Source organism: Halomonas sp. CKK8, assembly GCF_029625235.1.
Lineage (GTDB): Bacteria > Pseudomonadota > Gammaproteobacteria > Pseudomonadales > Halomonadaceae > Halomonas > Halomonas ventosae.
Genome location: NZ_CP121193.1, coordinates 1,208,888 through 1,225,619, shown reverse-complemented (window position 1 = coordinate 1,225,619; position 16,732 = coordinate 1,208,888). Strand labels below are relative to the sequence as shown.

Here is a 16,732-nt window from a genome sequence, read left to right as displayed (position 1 = left end):
GTTTCGGTGGTTTGTAAGACATCGCTGACACGGCTTCGGCGATATTCAATGCAGTGCTTGATCGAGCTTGCGGTAAGTAGCTCGTGCTACGCACTCACCGAGAGTCGATCACGGTGGCAGGAAATGCGGACACACAAGGATTCAATCTGCATGTGATCCACCGGCTTGGTGGGGGGCTACGTGCCTGACTCCGTGTGGACGCTACAGCGACAGAGGAACGGGACTCCTACCCTCGATGACCTTCCGACGACGTCTGACTGAGTCTCGGACCTACTGGCCCCGGCCATTTTGTGGCGCATATCTGAGCCGGTATTGATGTATATAGAGCAGCGCGATTCCCCCACGGAGACCCTACCGTTGGCGTATGGGTGGCCAGGGGATCGACCTTTTTGATACCCATGGGGGATGACCGGCTGGCTGCTCAAAAGCTATCCGATAGCCCTATCTGCTAGTCGCTGTCGCTAGCTGGCTCGCTTCGCTGCTCTCTGGACTGTGCTGACGCCACACCCGATGATCTCAGCAGTCTTTCGGACGCTGAAGCCTTGCTCTCGAAGCTCCATGATCCTCCGATGTAGACTTTCATTCACCGGACGTCCTTTGTAGCGTCCCTGCTCCTTGGCTTTCTCGATGCCTTCAGCCTGACGTCGACGCCTGTCCTCGTAGTCCTTCCTAGCGACGGCCGCCAGCATGTCGAGAAGCATGGCATTGACTGCATCGAGCATCCGTCCTGTGAAGTCATCAATGGCATTGACGGTCAGTGCTGTGTGGCTTGTCGGTAGATCGAGAGAGACCACACGAAGACCTGCACTCTGGATCGCAGCCTTGAGCCTGTCCCAATCGCTCTTCGTCAGGCGGGTCAGTCGGTCTACCTGTTCAACAAGGAGAACGTCACCCGGCTGTGCGTCATCAATGAGCCGTGCCAGCTCTGTCCGGTCAGCCTTGGTGCCGCTGGCATTCTCCACATACCACGAAGCAACCCTAGCGCCCTTCTCCTGTGCAAAGCTGGTGAGCGCCTCACGGGCACGGCTGGCGTTCTGGTCATCGGTGGAGGCTCTGAGGTAAGCACGGATGAAGCTCATGATGCGGCTGCTCCTTTGGCCATGTGTTCTTTTGGGTATGTTCACAATATATGTACCCTTTAGGGTTGTCAAGGAACGTATATGAACACGGATGAGCACGGGTCTGAGGCGTAGTCGCTGAGGTACACCCTAGTAAAAACACGATATGTCGATAAGGATAAGAATCATTCATGATTTTAAAGTGGCGTCGCACCCTGACATATTCTATGAAACTGCTACAATCACCCGAATGACCCCTGTAATGCTAAATGCTGGGTGTCATTGGTTGCGAAGAGTAGCTTGGCGCTAAGAACCAAGTGCCTCAGATATAGCAGGGAGTCACAATAATGAAGTCTAGCACCTTATTTGTAGCGGTAGCAGTGATGTCTCTGACCGCTTGCTCCTCTCTTAAATATGAGCGTAGAGTTGCAAACCTGACGGAAAATCGACAGGACATGAGCAACTGGAGCCTGTACCAAGTGCGTGCATGGCCGAAAGGCACTATGCCTGAAGACTTCAGCTCGCCATCAGAATTTTACACTAAGAAAGTTGAAGCGAAATGCTTAGCGAGTTTCTCCGATGGGGCTAGGAATGTTCAGGCACAACTGAAAAATCCGGGAAACGGACTTGATTACAAGCACTACAAGTCAGCTCAAGCTGAAGCTAAGGTGGTCATGGACTATGCTGAACAGTGTGCTAATGATTTAGGTGCTGATGCCCATTTCAGGCTCGTCCACAAAGAAAAGAATTCTTGGTACGATCTTGAAGGGTGGGTAAAGACCAGTCGTTACTATGACAAGCATAGCAAACTAGCTGCTAAAGATTTGGTTAAGGCAAAAGAGCGGGACCGGAAAACCACAGCTACTGTACTGGGGGTTATGGCTGTTGGCGCAGCAGCCATGGCGGCTGGTTACAGCGCCGGCGCAGGGGGTGGAAGTAGCTACGTAAACCCGAATCAGCATTGGGTCTCTGGCTACTATCGTTCAGATGGCACATATGTTCCTGGTCACTGGAGAACCGACCCTAACAGCGTTTGTTACGACAATATTAATGGCTGCCGGTGAGTCACAGCTTCAGCATCAACCCTGTGGAGACTTTCGTTGTCAATTTTATGACCTTGCAAGTGACCTATTTGGTTCAATACAACCAGCCCTTATTATTGCCGCGTATTTGCTAGGGGATGATTTTTTATTCTTTACTGATGTAAGACAAGGGCAAGATATACCCAAAGCACAGAAAATAGGCATGATGTCCTAATACATCTGAGAAATACTTAAATATTCGATTATTGCGTCAGGGGAATCTGTGTATTTTAGACACCCCTAATTTTTTACTCACAAAAAAATAGGCTAATACGTCTTAATGGTATTGTCGAAAAGTACGTTTATCAATGGCACCCATCAACGTAAAGCTGAGCATCAGGGATGCTTTCCCTCCTTCTCTTTTTCCCAGAACTCTTGCATCGCCTGATAGGCTTCACGTTCTGCATCGATAGCTCTCGTTAATTCGGCGTAATTAGGTAGTGGCCGGAAGGAGGAAGCTATTTGCTCAACCTCTCTTCGAGCAGATAACCAAGCCTTTAGAAGTGGCTGCCACTGGCGGTCCCAGTAGGTGAATGGGCGAGAATCCGGGGACGACACCTTACGGATGATGGAACCATCGCTTTTGAAGACAATGCTAGATTCGGCCCTTTCGGGATCATCCCAACGGACTAGTATGCGCCACTGTTCCTGTTGAGCATTCCGGTGTGCTCGCGTAAACCTATAATCCTCGACTCTGACTGAGGAAATCGGCTCACCAACAACAGTACCGAAACCGAACAATTTGTGATCAACTCGATCGCCCTCTTCAACCGGGCATGAAATCTGACTCATTGTGGCTCCCTTGGCTTTCCAGCGATGTGGCTATAGTTAATCACGTTCAAGCATACAGGGAAACATTCAGTTAGATCAAAATGTGCACCTCGTGATCCATTCTGAGCTGGTGCCTATGGTGCTGATTACTTTTGATATTCAATGATCTATACCCAATGAGCCTCAGTGCATGAGCAACCGACATGACAGCCACCATCGCTTACGTCCGGGTAAGTACTGATAATCAGTCCACCGACACCCAGCGAGGAACGCCATAAGGTCTACCGCTGGTTTGTCGATGAGGCGACCTCGGGAGACATCAAGCGGGCTAAGGCTAAGGGGAAGGCCCTCAGCAGGGAGAAGGTCATCGTTGACGGTGACGTTGCTCTGTGGCCCCGGGAGAACGGACCCAGCATCAAGGCCACGGCGGAACACTTCGACATTTCTTCGGCAACCGTGAAGCGAACTTGTTGTACAGCCAAGAATAACGCCAGAGCCTAATCACCAAAAACCATCAACCAAGGGTTATCAATAGCATTTTACTATAATCTTCACTTCTTCCACGGGGCTTGTTTTTGCGTTTACACCACACTCTTATCAGCATAGAGCCTCACATAACCACATGAATAAAAAGAACTTTTATCAAAAAACCATCATGGCGTTTCTTTATCACATCAAGCATGGTAGATTCTACTTATATATCATCAATAAAGTGGAAGCCATGCATGTCTAAGCGATTATTTATAAGCCACTCCTGGTCTTACAGTGAAAGATACAACTCGATGGTCAACCTGCTTAACAACAGGCTCTTTTTCACTTGGACAAACTACTCAGTCCCGGTATCAAAAGCTTTTGGCTCAATGGCAAACTATCGAATGAAAGAAGAGCTACGCGGACAAATCCGCCCTGTCCAGTGCGTTGTTATTATTGGAGGAATGTGGACAAACCATAGTGATTGGATTCAGTTTGAGATGGACTTCGCAAAAGAAATCGGCAAGCCGATATTAGGGGTAAGACCACGCGGAGCAAAGGTTATGCCAATTGCTGTCATCAACAAAGCTGACAAAGTTGTTAACTGGAATTCTGATTCCATCGTATCAGGCATTCGTGAAATCTCATGACTCTTCCAACCCTTCAATACCCAGGCCTATATGAAGGTGCGGATACCGGGTCAAACTCTGCTCAGCGCTTATTTTTGTGGACTATCCGCATTGAATACCTTCTACTATTCTGTGTAAGCGTAGCAAGTGCATTACGCGGCATCACAGGCAACAACAGTGTTCTGATAACCATCCTACTTGTATTCCTTGCAGGTTTGTTTGTTTTCAAAATCGTAAAAAAGCTTGAGCAGAACTGGTATCAATGCAGAGCTCTTGCCGAGTCTGTAAAAACATCCACATGGCGCTTCTCTATGAGAGCGCATCCTTTTCAAGATGCTTCTTCTATTGAGATACCAAAATCTGAGCTTCGCAACATGTTGAGAGACATATTGAAGTCGAATCGGCATATTGCGGAAAATCTAAATAACCCAGAAAGCGATCAGGTAACGGACTCGATGCTAAGCATCCGAAAACTGTCTTTGAACGACCGCAGAGATTTTTACATAACAAACAGGATTGATAATCAAAGAAACTGGTATGCTAAAAAATCGGCTGATAACAAGAAGGCTCAGAGAATATGGCTCTTTATTACCATATCCGTCTACTCCCTTGCAGCGATTAGCGTTAACTCAGAGCACTTTGGAGTAGTGTGGGCTGCGTATGCATTTGACCCACTGATAGTTGTTGTCACTTCAGCTATCGGTTGGATTCAGATGAAAAGGCATGGAGAGCTAGTTGCAAGTTATAACCTCACAGCGCATGAAATAGGAATCATCCGCAGCAACTCGGACGACATAACCTCGGAAGAAGACCTTTCAGAATTTGTGAATGAGGCAGAACTAGCATTCTCCCGAGAGCATACTCAATGGGTTGCGCGGAGAGATGCCGTGTAGTTACCCCACTTACTTACAAGAAAAATCGCAGTATCAAGCTGCAATGAATGTGCTGTGCACTCCATTCATCTGCCCATGGAAAGGTATATAGCTACTTCAGCACGCCCAGAGATGTGCGGCCTCAGCCCAGTTCACCATAGCTTCACAAAGGCATAGGCTGTACAATCCATCTGATTGTTTGGCTACGTGAATGGCTACAGTAGCGGCTACAGATGGCTACTTCATTAACGTAACCTATTGGTTTTACTGACATCTACGGAGAAAGGGGCGATTCCCTTCACCCGCTCCAGCGCGGCCTCATCAAGCGTCAACGAACGACCGCCCTCCTCCGCAAGCACCTGATTCACTTCAAAAGCCTGTCGCACAGCGTCAAGAGACGTCATCGTGCATGGCTGGGATTCGTGTACGGCATCATGTATGTTTCGACCACGACTTGGCCTTCTCGCGGGGATGCAGCGAATCTCCATCGAGCGCCGACGTCGTCTTGCGATCGTCCATTAGCCGAGAGCATCTCAGGTCTGTTGGCGCCGATGGCCGCCACACCTCCATCAGCCCTGGGCTCTGACATATCCTGCATCACCGGGCCTCGCGGCGATCGGGCCCGGCCATCCGGAGTCGCGATCCATGGCCCTGTTCCTGCTGGTCCTCGTCGTCTGCCTGGCCATCTTCGGCGGCATGATCGCCCTGCTGATGCTGTCCGGCACCCCGCGCTATCGCACCGAGCCCGAACACCTGCTGGAGCTGTTCGACAAGGCCCTGGAAAGTCGCGTCGGCGAGACCGAATGGAACGCCATCATCGGCTATCCGATCCGCCATGACGACTACCTGGACGGGATCCGGCGCCGCGCCCAGCGCCTGATGGACGAGCACGGGCGCCATGGCCGCGTGACCCGCGGCAAGGCGCTGCTCGACGCCACCGGTCAAGAGGAGCTCGCGGCGCTGCGCGATCACCTGGCGGCACATACCTCGCTGCAGCGCCGCCAGGACTGAGCAAGCCTAGCGTTGATGCACCGTCCGGCAGAGTGTGGTGTCATGTCTTCGACATGCCCAGCCGGAGGCCGTCCATGACCAGTGCCATCCGCCAGATCCCCCTCGACACCGCGATCCACCATCATGCCCACGATTTCCACCAGATCGTGATCGGCCTGCGCGGCGAGGCGGAGTTCGAGATCGAGGGGCTGGGGGGCTCCATCTCGGCCTTTTCGGGATGCATCGTGCCGGCCAACCACATGCACTACTACGCCGGGACCGGCGACAACCGCCAGCTGATCCTCGACCTGCCCTGCGATGCCTTCGCGGTCACCGGGCATCACCACGAACTGGTGCGCCTGTTCGATGCCCCGCGCTTCTTCGCGCTCGACACTTCGCTGCGCCATTACCTGGACTTCCTGCTCCATGAGCTGAGCCTGCTCTCTCGCCAGGCGCCTGCCCCCCCCATCCACCACGAACGCCTGGCCGGCACCCTGCTGGGCTCCCTGCATGCCCGGCTGGCCAGCGAGCCACCGGCACCGGGCCGCCCGCTCGACCTGGCCGCCCTCGACCGCTTCATCGACCGCCACCTGGGCAGCCGACTGCGGGTGGCCGACCTGGCCGCCGAGGCCTGCCTGAGCGAGGCGCACTTCAGGGAGCGCTTCCGTCAACGCACGGGGCTCTCGCCCTGGCAGTACGTCATGCGCCGCCGGCTCGACTGCGCCCGGCAGATGCTGCAGCAGAGCCACCTGCCGCTCTCCGAGATCGCCGCCCTGACAGGCTTCACCAGTCAGAGCGCCCTGTCCCGGGCCTGCCGTCAGGCCTTCGGGCACCCCCCCAGCCAGCTGCGAGGCGCCCGGGGCCAACGGCTCGCCTCGCAGGCTCCATGCCGTTAGACGAAGGTCGAAATTTCAACCCTCGCGCGGCCAAAAACCGTGGAAACGTGAAATCGGGCCGGGAAATCGACAAGCAGGACACCGCGTGCGGCCCTACCCTCAGGGAATGCCCCGCGACCGCCTGCGACCCTTCGCCGCAGCGGCCGGGCCCTGCCCTCTGACGACGGGTGACAACCGGGGGACCTAGATGCTCAACGCCCACACCATGCTCGACGCCAGCACCTGGCGTCAGGAACTCGACACCCTCTTCGCGCGCATCAGTGACCACTATGTCGCCGACGAGAATGCCTTCGTCGGCGAACTGGTCAAGGTCCTCGATGCCAACAGCGAGGACTTCCGGCGCATCGCCGGCAACACCGCCGAGCTGGTGCGCGAGGTCCGCGAGATGGACACCGCCGTCGACACCATCGACGAGCTGCTTCAGCAGTACAGCCTGGACACCCACGAGGGGCTGATGCTGATGTGCCTGGCCGAGGCCATGTTGCGCATTCCCGACAAGGCCACTGCCGATGCCCTGATCGAGGACAAGCTGGGCCCGGCCGACTGGAAGGCCCACATCGGCAAGAGCGAGTCCTGGATGGTCAACGCCTCCACCTGGGGCCTGCTGATGACCGGGCGCGTGGTGACCATGGACAAGCCCCGCGAGGGCAGGCCCTCGACCTTCATCAACAAGATGGTCAACCGCATGGGCGAGCCGGTGATCCGCCGCGCCATGGTTGAGGCCATGAAGATCATGGGCAAGCAGTTCGTGCTCGGCCGTGACATCGACGAGGCGCTGAAGCGCTCCAGGCCGCTGTTCGACAAGGGCTACACCTACTCCTACGACATGCTGGGCGAGGCCGCCCGCACCCGGGCCGATGCCAGGCGCTATTTCGACGACTATGCCCGCGCCATCGAGCAGGTCGGCAAGACCAGCAGGGCGCTGTCGTCGAAGACGCCTTCGCCCTCGATCTCCATCAAGCTCTCGGCCCTGCACCCGCGCTACGAGTTCGGCCGCCGCGAGCAGGTGCTGCGCGAGCTGGTCGGCAGCGTGCGCGAGCTCGCCGCCATCGCCCGCGAGCGTGACGTCGCGGTGACCATCGATGCCGAGGAGGTCGACCGCCTCGAGATCTCCCTGGAGGTGTTCCGCGCCGTCTACGAGAGCGAGACCTGCAGGGGCTGGGGCCACTTCGGCCTGGTGGTCCAGGCCTACTCCAAGCGCGCCCTGCCGGTGCTGCACTACCTCAACCGCCTGGCCGAGTCCCAGGGCGACGAGATCCCGCTGCGCCTGGTCAAGGGCGCCTACTGGGACACCGAGATCAAGGAGTCCCAGCAGCTCGGCGTCGATGGCTATCCGGTCTTCACCCGCAAGGCCTCCACCGACGTCGCCTACCTGGTCTGCGCCCGCTTCCTGCTCTCCGACGCGACCCGCGGGCGCATCTTCCCGCAGTTCGCCACCCACAACGCCCATACCATCAGCACCATCCTCGAGCAGGCCAACGAGGCCACCCGGGCCTTCGAGTTCCAGCGCCTGCACGGCATGGGCGAGGCGCTCTATGATGCCGCCCTCAAGCGCGCCCCGGAGGGCACCTACTGCCGCATCTATGCGCCGGTGGGGGCCCACAAGGACCTGCTGCCCTACCTGGTACGTCGCCTGCTGGAGAACGGCGCCAACTCCTCCTTCGTGCACCAGCTGGTGGATCCCAAGGTGCCGGTGGAGTCGCTCTGCGTGCACCCGGTGGACACCCTGCGCCAGTACGCAAGATACGCGAACCCGCAGATTCCCCTGCCGGCCGACATCTATGGCCCCGGGCGTCGCAACTCCCGTGGCTTCGACCTCAACATCCGCAGCCAGTACCAGCCGCTGATGGATGCCATGGCGAAGACCATGGACAAGACCTGGCAGGCCGGCCCCCTGCTGGCCTTCGAGGTGAAGGCCGACCCGACCAATACCCATGAGGTCACCTGCCCCTACGACCGTCGTCGCCAGGTCGGTACCATCCAGTGGACCACCCGGGAGCAGGCCGGCAAGGCCCTCGACGCCGCCTGGGCCGCCTTCCCGCGCTGGGAGGCGACGCCGGCGGCCGAGCGCGCCGCCATCGTGCGCCGCCTCGGCGACCTGATGGAAACGCACATGGCCGAGCTGATGACGCTCTGCTCCCGGGAGGGTGGCAAGCTGCTCACCGACGGCATCGACGAGGTGCGCGAGGCGGTGGACTTCTGTCGCTACTACGCCATGAAGGCCGAGGAACTCTTCGCCGAGCCGACCCGCCTCCCGGGGCCGACCGGCGAATCCAATGACCTGATGATGGGCGGCAAGGGCGTGTTCGCCGCCATCAGCCCCTGGAACTTCCCGGTGGCGATCTTCTGCGGCCAGGTGGTCGCCGCCGCCGTGGCCGGCAACACCGTGCTCGCCAAGCCCGCCGAACAGACCTCGCTGATCGCCCATCGGGTGATCGAGCTGCTGTACGAGGCCGGCATGCCCCGCGACGTAGTGCAGTTGCTGCCCGGCGACGGCCCCACCGTGGGCAGCGTGCTGACCAGCGACCCGCGCATCACAGGGGTCGTGTTCACCGGCGGTACCGACACCGCCCAGATCATCAACCGCGCCCTGGCCGCGCGCGACAATGCCCCGCTGCCCACGCTGGTCGCCGAGACCGGTGGCATGAACGCCATGATCGTCGACTCCACCGCCCTGCCCGAGCAGGTGGTGGTGGACGCGGTCCGTTCGGCCTTCCAGAGTGCCGGCCAGCGCTGCTCTGCCCTGCGGGTGCTCTACCTCCAGGAGGACGTGGCCGACCGGGTCATCGAGATCCTCAAGGGCGCCATGGACGAGTTGCAGGTCGGCGACCCCCGCGACCTGGGGACGGACGTGGGCCCGGTGATCGACGAGGACGCCCGCCAGGGACTCACCGCCCATATCGAAAAGCTCAAGGGCGAGGGTCGCCTGGTGGCCGAGACACGGCTCGATCCGGCACGGACGGCCGACGGCACCTTCGTCGCGCCGGTGGCCTTCGAGATCGACGGCATCGAGGCGCTGGAGCGCGAGCAGTTCGGCCCTGTACTGCACATCGTGCGCTACAAGGCCAGCGAGATCGACCGGGTGGTCGACGCCATCAACGGGCGAGGCTATGGCCTGACCTTCGGCGTGCACAGCCGCAATGAATCCTTCGCCGAGGAGATCGCCCGGAAGGTGCGTGTTGGCAATGTCTACGTCAACCGCAATATCATCGGTGCCGTGGTCGGCGTTCAGCCATTCGGCGGCCAGGGGCTCTCCGGCACCGGGCCCAAGGCCGGCGGGCCGCACTACCTGCTGCGATTCGCCACCGAGAAGACAGTGACCATCAATACCGCCGCCCTGGGTGGCAATGCGTCACTGCTTGCGCTGGGAGACGAGTGAACCTCACTCATCATCAACAAGAAACTGAAGGAACCCCCTCATGATTGAACACGATGCCACCAACGGCCTCACGCTAGCGCCCGACCCGATCGTGGTGCTCGCCACCAGTGTTCTGGCCGGCCTGCCTACCAACAAGATGTCGGAGCTACATCCGGCCCAATAAACGGGAGAAGTTTCTATGGCTACTGGCGTTTGGATCAGTCTCTTCGCTTACTTTGCGCTCATGATCGCCATCGGCTTTTATGCCATGCGCAAGTCCACGTCCACCTCTGAGGATTACATGCTGGGGGGCCGACAGCTCAGCCCGCAGGTGGCGGCCCTCTCGGCCGGCGCTTCGGACATGAGCGGCTGGTTGCTGCTCGGTCTCCCCGGGGCGATGTTCGTATCGGGGCTGGGGTCTGCCTGGATCGGTATCGGCCTGCTCGTGGGTGCGTTCTTCAACTGGACGCTGGTCGCACCTCGCCTTCGCGAGCAGACGCTTCACTATAATGATGCGATAACCATTCCGGAATTCCTGGGCAACCGGTTCCCGACTCAGGCCATTCCGCTGAGAACGGTATCCGCTATCGTCATCGTGATCTTCTTCGCGGTGTACACGGCCTCAGGCCTGGTGGCAGGCGGCAAGCTGTTCGAAAGCGCGTTTGCTGGCGTTCTCAACATCGGTGGCATGAGCGACTACGCCTCGGGCGTCGTCATCACCCTGGGCGTGGTGCTTGTGTACACGGTGGTGGGCGGCTTTTTGGCCGTGAGCATGACGGACTTCGTTCAGGGCTGCATCATGATGCTGGCCCTGGTGATCATGCCGGCGGTGGTGCTCTTTGGCGAGGGTGGCGGCGGTTTCTCCCAGGCCTCACAGACCCTGAATGAGGTCGATCCTACGCTCCTCTCGTGGACCGAGGGGCTGACCATCGTCGGCTGGCTCTCTGCGGTGACCTGGGGGCTGGGGTACTTCGGGCAGCCGCACATCATCGTGCGCTTCATGGCCATCCGCTCCCAGAAGGATGTGCCCATTGCCCGTAACATCGGCATGAGCTGGATGCTCATCTCCCTGATCGGCGCGGTCTCGCTGGGTATCTTCGGGCGTGCCTATGCCGTCCGCAACGGCATGAATGTCGAGGATCCGGAAACGATCTTCATCATCCTGGCGGACCTGCTGTTCCACCCGCTGGTGACCGGCTTCCTCTATGCGGCACTGCTTGCTGCGATCATGAGCACCATTTCCAGTCAGCTGCTGGTGTCGTCCTCCTCACTGACCGAGGACTTCTACCGCCTGTTCCTGCGCAAGGAGGCTTCGGAAAAGGAGGTCGTCGCCGTTGGCCGGGGCAGCGTCGTTGTGGTGGGTCTGGTTGCCGCCGTCATTGCATCCGATCCGACCTCTCAGGTTCTGGGGCTGGTCAGTAACGCCTGGGCAGGGTTTGGTGCGGCGTTCGGCCCGCTGATCATCCTGTCGCTGATGTGGCCGCGCACCAACGGCGCTGGCGCCCTCGCGGGCATGGTGGTGGGTGCGGTCACCGTCATGCTCTGGATCTCGCTGGGCTGGAACGGCTCGTTCATGGGAGGACCCGGTGTGTACGAGATCATTCCTGGCTTCATCGCTGCCTTCATCGCCATCCTGGTGGTGAGCAGCGTGACTGCCGACGCCGGTGAGTACCAGCAGATCAGTCGCTGACAGAGCGCAAGAGCGCGTCTAGCGCACTGATGGTAAAGAAAGGGCTCCTGCGGGAGCCCTTGCTGTTATCGGGGCGCCGGTCCGCGACTGGCTGGTGCACACGCAGGAAAGCCGCCCTTGGGCGGCTTTCCTCATTTGCGGCTGTCCTCGAGTTGCCGGCGGCACCCTGCGCTGACCGGTCAGGCGATGGCCGCCCGTACCAGCAGCACCAGGGTGAAGGCGCCGAGCGCCGCCAGGCTCCAGGGGGGCGTGGTCATCCGCCGCAGCCAGGGCCGACGCGCCTCCAGCCCCATGGCCGCCATGAAGGCCGCGCCCAGCGCCCAGATCCCCAGTCCGATCAGCGGCAGGCGCAGGCTCATCGGCAGCGTGCTGATCAGGGCGGGCTGCCACAGCAGCCACAGCGCGAGCGCCGCCGCCAGCAGCATCGCCCCCAGGGTCACGCCGGGCAGGCGTCGACGTGTGTTGGTCTCCATCTCGGCTCTCCTTGTCGCCTGCCCCCAGTCAAGACGATTCACGGCAAGGACGCGAGCCCCAGGCACGGCATGCCGGCAATTTCTTGTACAGGTGTTGCATGATGCAGACGGCAGTGTCGCCCACTCGCGACAGAATTATGCTGATAAAGCCTCATCTTAGCGGCTATCGAGGCCATGACAATTTTTTACAAGACTTGTAGAAACGCCGTTTCCTATAATCAAGCTCGAAACAGGCCATCCGGCACTGCGCTCCTTTCAGGACTTAAGGCGCAGGACACCAGGAAAGGGAGGATTCATCCCATGCGCACGACACGACTGATCCCCGCCATCGCCCTCGCCGCCGGCTGCACCTTCGCCAGCCAGGCGGCCCTGGCCTATGGTGCCGGCGACATCTTTGTCCGCGGCGGCATCGCCAAGACGGAACCCGAGGGCTCCGACAACGGCAACCTCGGCGGCAGTGAACTGACCATCGAGAGCGAACGCGGCTTCACCTATGGGTTCGGCTACCTGTTCACCGACAGGCTCGGCGTCGAGCTCAATGGCAGCGAAAAGTTCGAGCATGGCCTGACCCAGGGCGGCGCATCGGTAGGCAGCGTCGATCGCATGCCCGTCAATCTGATGGCCAACTACTACCCGCTGGGTGGCCTCGACTCCCCCGTCCAGCCCTATGCCGGCGTGGGCGTCAACTACACCCGCTTCTCGGGTGAACCCAGCGGCGTCGATGTCGAGAGCACCTACGGCGCCGTCGGCCAGCTTGGCGTCGACCTCGCCGTGACTCGCAACCTGATGCTCAACGGCTTCGCCAACTACGCCGACGTCAGCGCCGACATCGAGTCGGGAGGCACACAGATCGGCGAGGCCGAGGTCGACCCGGTGACCGTCGGGGGCGGCGTGACCTACCGCTTCTGAGCCACGAGTCCGATGCCACACAGCAGGACGCCGGGCCATGGCCCGGCGTCCTGCTGTCAGCTCCTTCATGGCAATGGCGCCCAACCCTTGCGCTGGATCAATAATGCCCCGGCGCGCCCGCGGTAGACTGCTTGCATGTTCCATTGCGGCAAGAGGCCGCACCCTCGTGACCAGGAGTCGACCCATGCGCAACACCGCCCTCCCCACCCTGCTCGCCGCCGGCATCGCGGCGGCCGCCTTCACCGCCAGCACCCAGGCCTTCGCCTACGGCGCCGGCGACTTCTTCACCCGCGTGGGCGTGGCCAAGGTCGAGCCCAAGAGCGACAACGGAGAACTCACCGCTGACAATCTGAAAATCGACGTCGAGGACGACAGCGCCTTTGCCTTTACCCTGGGCTATCGCTTTACCGACAAGCTGGGCGTGGAACTGCTGGCCGCCGAGCCCTTCGACCACAACTTCAGCATCGCCGACGGGACTCTGACTGGCTCCACCGACCATCTGCCGCCGACCCTGACCCTGCAGTACTACCCGCTGGGCGGCACCGACGCCCGCGTCCAGCCCTATGCCGGTGTCGGCATCAACTACACCACCTTCTCCGATGAAGAGATCAGTAATGGTGCCGACCTGGAGCTGGACGACTCCTGGGGCGCCGCCGGCCAACTGGGCGTCGACCTGCTGATCGACGACCACTGGGCGCTCAACGCCGCCGCCTGGTACCTGGATATCGATACCGATGCCAGTCTGAACGGGAACGACATCGGCACGGTCGAGATCGACCCGGTGGTGGTGATGGCGGGCCTCAGCTTCCGCTTCTGATCGCCCCGCCGACACCACGAGGCCCGCCAATCGGCGGGCCTCGTCGCGTTTTGCGCCGGCAGGCGGCTAGCGGGGCGAGTGGCGCGAGAGCCCCAGCGCCGCCAGGGTCACCTCGTCGAGCCCGTTGACGGCCTCCACCGCCGAGAGCCGCGCATGGTAGGCGGCACTGAGGAAAGGCTCCCCGGCCAGCAGGTGCTCGAGATACTCCCGCGCCGGGCGCAGTGCCTCGGCGGTGGTGCCCGGCGCGGCGATATAGACCCAGGCCTCGATGGCCCCTTCGCGGGTCGCCACCGGAAGGCGGTGACGATCGTACTCGTTCGGATAGCCCTCGAAGGGATCCATGCGCCGGATCTGCCCGGGATCGTCGAGCTCGAACAGCGCCCCCTCCACGCGCTCGCCCTGCCGGGGCACCACGTTGGCGTGGGCGATGCCCGCCACCCGGGAGGCCTTGTCGAAGCGCAGCGCATGGTCATGCAGCACGCCGGCCAGCACCCGGCGGGTGGCGCCGATGCGGGCCGCAACCCGCGCGGGGTTCATGTTGCTGCCATAGGCAAAGTAGTAGGGCATCTCGGGATTCCGGTGGCATCAGTTCTCGGTAACCAGGCGGTCGATCTCCTCGACCACCTTGCCCATCAGCAGCCGGTCGCTGGCCCGCGCGCCCTCTTGCTGCAGCCAGGCGTCCACCGCGGGGGCGACGTCGCAGGTCTCAGGCATCGGCGAGCGCGACTCGACCAGGGCCTCCAGGCGCACGATGAACACGAAGCGCAGCCACTGGGGCAGCGTCATGGTATCGATGCAGAACGGCTGGACGCTGCGGAAGGCGTCCGGCTCGGGTCGCTCCATGCGCCACAGGCTGGCGGCCTTCATGGTGGCCTCGAGCTCGCGCAGGGCGCTGCCGAGTTCGTCGTGAACGGTCATGAGCAGTCTCTTCGGTGCATGTGCGCCCATTATCCCCGCTCGGCCCCGCCGCTGGCCACCCCGCGGGGCCTTCCACTGCCTGACCCGCCCTGTTGTGCACAGTGCACAGATATCCTGAACGGGCCTGTGGATAAACACTGGAAAGGTCTCCCCTGGCCGCTTCCCATGGGCCATGGGGCAGACTGGTCAACAACTGACCAGCGGCGGATCGTGACGAGGCCCCTCTCGGCGGCTGACAGCACCCCGACACCGCGGTAGAGTGCACGGTTCCTGACCCGGAGACAGCATGCAACCGATCCACAGCCTTCACGACTTCTTCCTGCGCAGCGGTGCCGAGGTGAGGCTCTACCACCTGGGACGCCGGGTCGAGCCCTGCTCGCTCGACACCCTGGCCGCCTTCGAGGCCGGCGAGCTGGCGTGGCCGGCCCCCTGGCAGGGCACGGCGCGCCTCGCCATGGTGTTCCGCCTGGGCGACCTGGAGGACCCGCTGATCTGGTTCCTGGCCCTGCCGCTGGACGAGCAGGGCCACCTCGACCCGGCCCCGCGTGACGCCTTCGTGCAGCGCCTGCTGGAGACCCTGGGCCATGGCGTGCGGGGCCTGGGGCGCACGGAGAGCGCCGGGATCGACAACCTGATGAAGGACAACCCTCTGGCCTTCACCCCCGCACTGCCCTTCCAGGCCGTGTTGCATGCGCGTGCCAGCCTGGATGCGGGCCTGCCCGCCAGCCAGCACCTCGAGCCGGTCGAGGCCTACCTGACCGGGCAGCAGGCGATCGACTGGCGCGCCCTGGGCCTGCAGGGCCTGGCCGACTTCGCGGTGCGCCTGGATAGGGAATCGAGCCGGATGCTGGCCGCACGCCTGGACACCCTGCCCGGCGAGGTGCTGACCTCGCTGTGCTACTGTCTGGAGCATGTGGCGATTGCCGACGAGCTGGCCCATGCCCTGCGCCGTCGCGGGGAGACCGCGGGCCGCGCCGGGGACATCGAGACCTTCTGCGCCTGCGTGCGGGCCATGGGCGGCGCCTCGACCGAGCTGGCCGGCGCCTGGTTCGACGCCCTGCTCGATGACCCGGACGCCTGCGGCCCCGACCTGCTGGCGGCCATCGCCGGGCGCGGCTGGCGCCACCTGGAGGATGCCGAGCGCCTGCCCCGCTTCCTCGCCCGCCTGGCCGAGACCCCCGGGGCCGACTTCACGGCCGTGGCTCGCGACCTGGCGCTGATCCCGCGACTGCGCCTGCCGCTGCTGATGACGCTGCGCGAGGCCGAGGCGGACTCCGCCATCGGCCGCCGCCTGGCCGGCCTGTCACGCTGAGTGCAGAGACCTGGGAGCGAAGATGATGAAAGAACTGCCCTACACGCCCAAGGCGGTGATCGGCCGCCGCGAGATGGTCACCCTGCCGGAACTGCACCTGACGCTCTGCGCCAAGGCCGATACCGGCGCGCGGACCTCGGCCCTGCATGCCGAGGACATCGAGTCCTATGAAGAGGACGGCCACCTCTGGGTCAGCTTCACGACCCGCAGCGGCGGCCCCGGCACGCCGGCCCACGTCCACCGCATGCATTTGCATGACCGCCGGCGGGTGACCAGCTCCAACGGCCAGGCCGAGTGGCGCTACGTGATCCGTACGACGATGCAGCTGGGCAGCCTGGTGTTCCCGGTGGAACTGAGCCTGACCGACCGCCGCGACATGCGCCACCCCATGCTGCTGGGCCGCCGCGCCCTGCGCCGCCTGCTGGTGGCGCCCGGCGTGGCCTTCCTGCATGGCGAACCCTGAGCCTCCCCGGCCATCGACCCTGG

The 16,732-nt window shown here is 61.4% G+C and carries 17 protein-coding genes; 12 read left to right on the top strand and 5 right to left on the bottom strand.

Annotated features, from left to right (window positions below):
• Positions 1-461 precede the first annotated feature (461 nt).
• Positions 462-1,079: a recombinase family protein gene (locus P8934_RS05785; protein ID WP_278033342.1), complete on the bottom strand. Its 618-nt coding sequence runs from the start codon at positions 1,077-1,079 to the stop codon at positions 462-464.
• A gap of 326 nt (positions 1,080-1,405) precedes the next feature.
• On the opposite strand from P8934_RS05785, the gene P8934_RS05780 reads away from it, so the two are divergent.
• Positions 1,406-2,122: a hypothetical protein gene (locus P8934_RS05780; RefSeq protein ID WP_278033341.1), complete on the top strand. Its 717-nt coding sequence runs from the start codon at positions 1,406-1,408 to the stop codon at positions 2,120-2,122.
• Positions 2,123-2,476: 354 nt separating this feature from the next.
• Here P8934_RS05780 and P8934_RS05775 read toward each other — a convergent pair whose 3' ends face one another.
• Positions 2,477-2,932 (bottom strand): hypothetical protein, encoded by a 456-nt coding sequence (locus P8934_RS05775; RefSeq protein ID WP_278033340.1) that lies wholly within the window; start codon positions 2,930-2,932, stop codon positions 2,477-2,479.
• A gap of 659 nt (positions 2,933-3,591) precedes the next feature.
• Between P8934_RS05775 and P8934_RS05770 the strand changes: the two genes are divergently transcribed.
• From P8934_RS05770 to putP, 7 genes are all read left to right on the top strand, one after another.
• The gene (locus tag P8934_RS05770) at positions 3,592-4,032 is read left to right on the top strand and encodes a TIR domain-containing protein (RefSeq protein ID WP_347403452.1); all 441 of its coding nucleotides are present in this window, start codon (positions 3,592-3,594) and stop codon (positions 4,030-4,032) included.
• Positions 4,029-4,904: a DUF4231 domain-containing protein gene (locus P8934_RS05765; protein ID WP_278033338.1), complete on the top strand. Its 876-nt coding sequence runs from the start codon at positions 4,029-4,031 to the stop codon at positions 4,902-4,904. The genes P8934_RS05770 and P8934_RS05765 overlap by 4 nt, the downstream gene beginning before the upstream one ends.
• 624 nt (positions 4,905-5,528) lie before the next feature.
• Positions 5,529-5,894: a hypothetical protein gene (locus P8934_RS05760; protein WP_133636153.1), complete on the top strand. Its 366-nt coding sequence runs from the start codon at positions 5,529-5,531 to the stop codon at positions 5,892-5,894.
• Positions 5,895-5,968: 74 nt separating this feature from the next.
• Positions 5,969-6,769: an AraC family transcriptional regulator gene (locus P8934_RS05755; protein ID WP_278033337.1), complete on the top strand. Its 801-nt coding sequence runs from the start codon at positions 5,969-5,971 to the stop codon at positions 6,767-6,769.
• A 187-nt stretch (positions 6,770-6,956) separates the two neighbouring features.
• Complete coding sequence (putA, locus tag P8934_RS05750; protein WP_278033336.1) at positions 6,957-10,148, top strand: bifunctional proline dehydrogenase/L-glutamate gamma-semialdehyde dehydrogenase PutA; 3,192 nt, start codon at positions 6,957-6,959, stop codon at positions 10,146-10,148.
• A 40-nt stretch (positions 10,149-10,188) separates the two neighbouring features.
• Positions 10,189-10,311 (top strand): hypothetical protein, encoded by a 123-nt coding sequence (locus tag P8934_RS05745; RefSeq protein WP_278033335.1) that lies wholly within the window; start codon positions 10,189-10,191, stop codon positions 10,309-10,311.
• A 15-nt stretch (positions 10,312-10,326) separates the two neighbouring features.
• The gene (putP, locus tag P8934_RS05740) at positions 10,327-11,817 is read left to right on the top strand and encodes a sodium/proline symporter PutP (RefSeq protein WP_278033334.1); all 1,491 of its coding nucleotides are present in this window, start codon (positions 10,327-10,329) and stop codon (positions 11,815-11,817) included.
• Positions 11,818-11,996: 179 nt separating this feature from the next.
• Here putP and P8934_RS05735 read toward each other — a convergent pair whose 3' ends face one another.
• Positions 11,997-12,290, bottom strand: a complete 294-nt coding sequence (locus P8934_RS05735) for a hypothetical protein (RefSeq protein WP_278033333.1) — start codon at positions 12,288-12,290, stop codon at positions 11,997-11,999.
• Between the two features lie 300 nt (positions 12,291-12,590).
• Between P8934_RS05735 and P8934_RS05730 the strand changes: the two genes are divergently transcribed.
• Both P8934_RS05730 and P8934_RS05725 read left to right on the top strand, forming a co-directional pair.
• Complete coding sequence (locus P8934_RS05730; protein ID WP_278033332.1) at positions 12,591-13,199, top strand: OmpW family outer membrane protein; 609 nt, start codon at positions 12,591-12,593, stop codon at positions 13,197-13,199.
• Positions 13,200-13,383: 184 nt separating this feature from the next.
• On the top strand, positions 13,384-14,016 hold the full coding sequence (locus P8934_RS05725; RefSeq protein WP_278033331.1) for an OmpW family outer membrane protein: 633 nt from the start codon (positions 13,384-13,386) through the stop codon (positions 14,014-14,016).
• 66 nt (positions 14,017-14,082) lie between these two features.
• On the opposite strand, the gene P8934_RS05720 is transcribed toward P8934_RS05725, so the two are convergent.
• Both P8934_RS05720 and P8934_RS05715 read right to left on the bottom strand, forming a co-directional pair.
• On the bottom strand, positions 14,083-14,583 hold the full coding sequence (locus P8934_RS05720) for a gamma-glutamylcyclotransferase family protein (protein ID WP_278033330.1): 501 nt from the start codon (positions 14,581-14,583) through the stop codon (positions 14,083-14,085).
• Positions 14,584-14,601: 18 nt separating this feature from the next.
• Positions 14,602-14,934 (bottom strand): YqcC family protein, encoded by a 333-nt coding sequence (locus P8934_RS05715; RefSeq protein WP_278033329.1) that lies wholly within the window; start codon positions 14,932-14,934, stop codon positions 14,602-14,604.
• A gap of 286 nt (positions 14,935-15,220) precedes the next feature.
• Here P8934_RS05715 and P8934_RS05710 point away from each other — a divergent pair, with 286 nt between their 5' ends.
• Together P8934_RS05710 and P8934_RS05705 are read left to right on the top strand one after the other, a co-directional pair.
• Positions 15,221-16,246 (top strand): DUF3549 family protein, encoded by a 1,026-nt coding sequence (locus P8934_RS05710; RefSeq protein ID WP_278033328.1) that lies wholly within the window; start codon positions 15,221-15,223, stop codon positions 16,244-16,246.
• Between the two features lie 25 nt (positions 16,247-16,271).
• The gene (locus P8934_RS05705; protein WP_106229338.1) at positions 16,272-16,709 is read left to right on the top strand and encodes a RimK/LysX family protein; all 438 of its coding nucleotides are present in this window, start codon (positions 16,272-16,274) and stop codon (positions 16,707-16,709) included.
• Positions 16,710-16,732 lie beyond the last annotated feature (23 nt).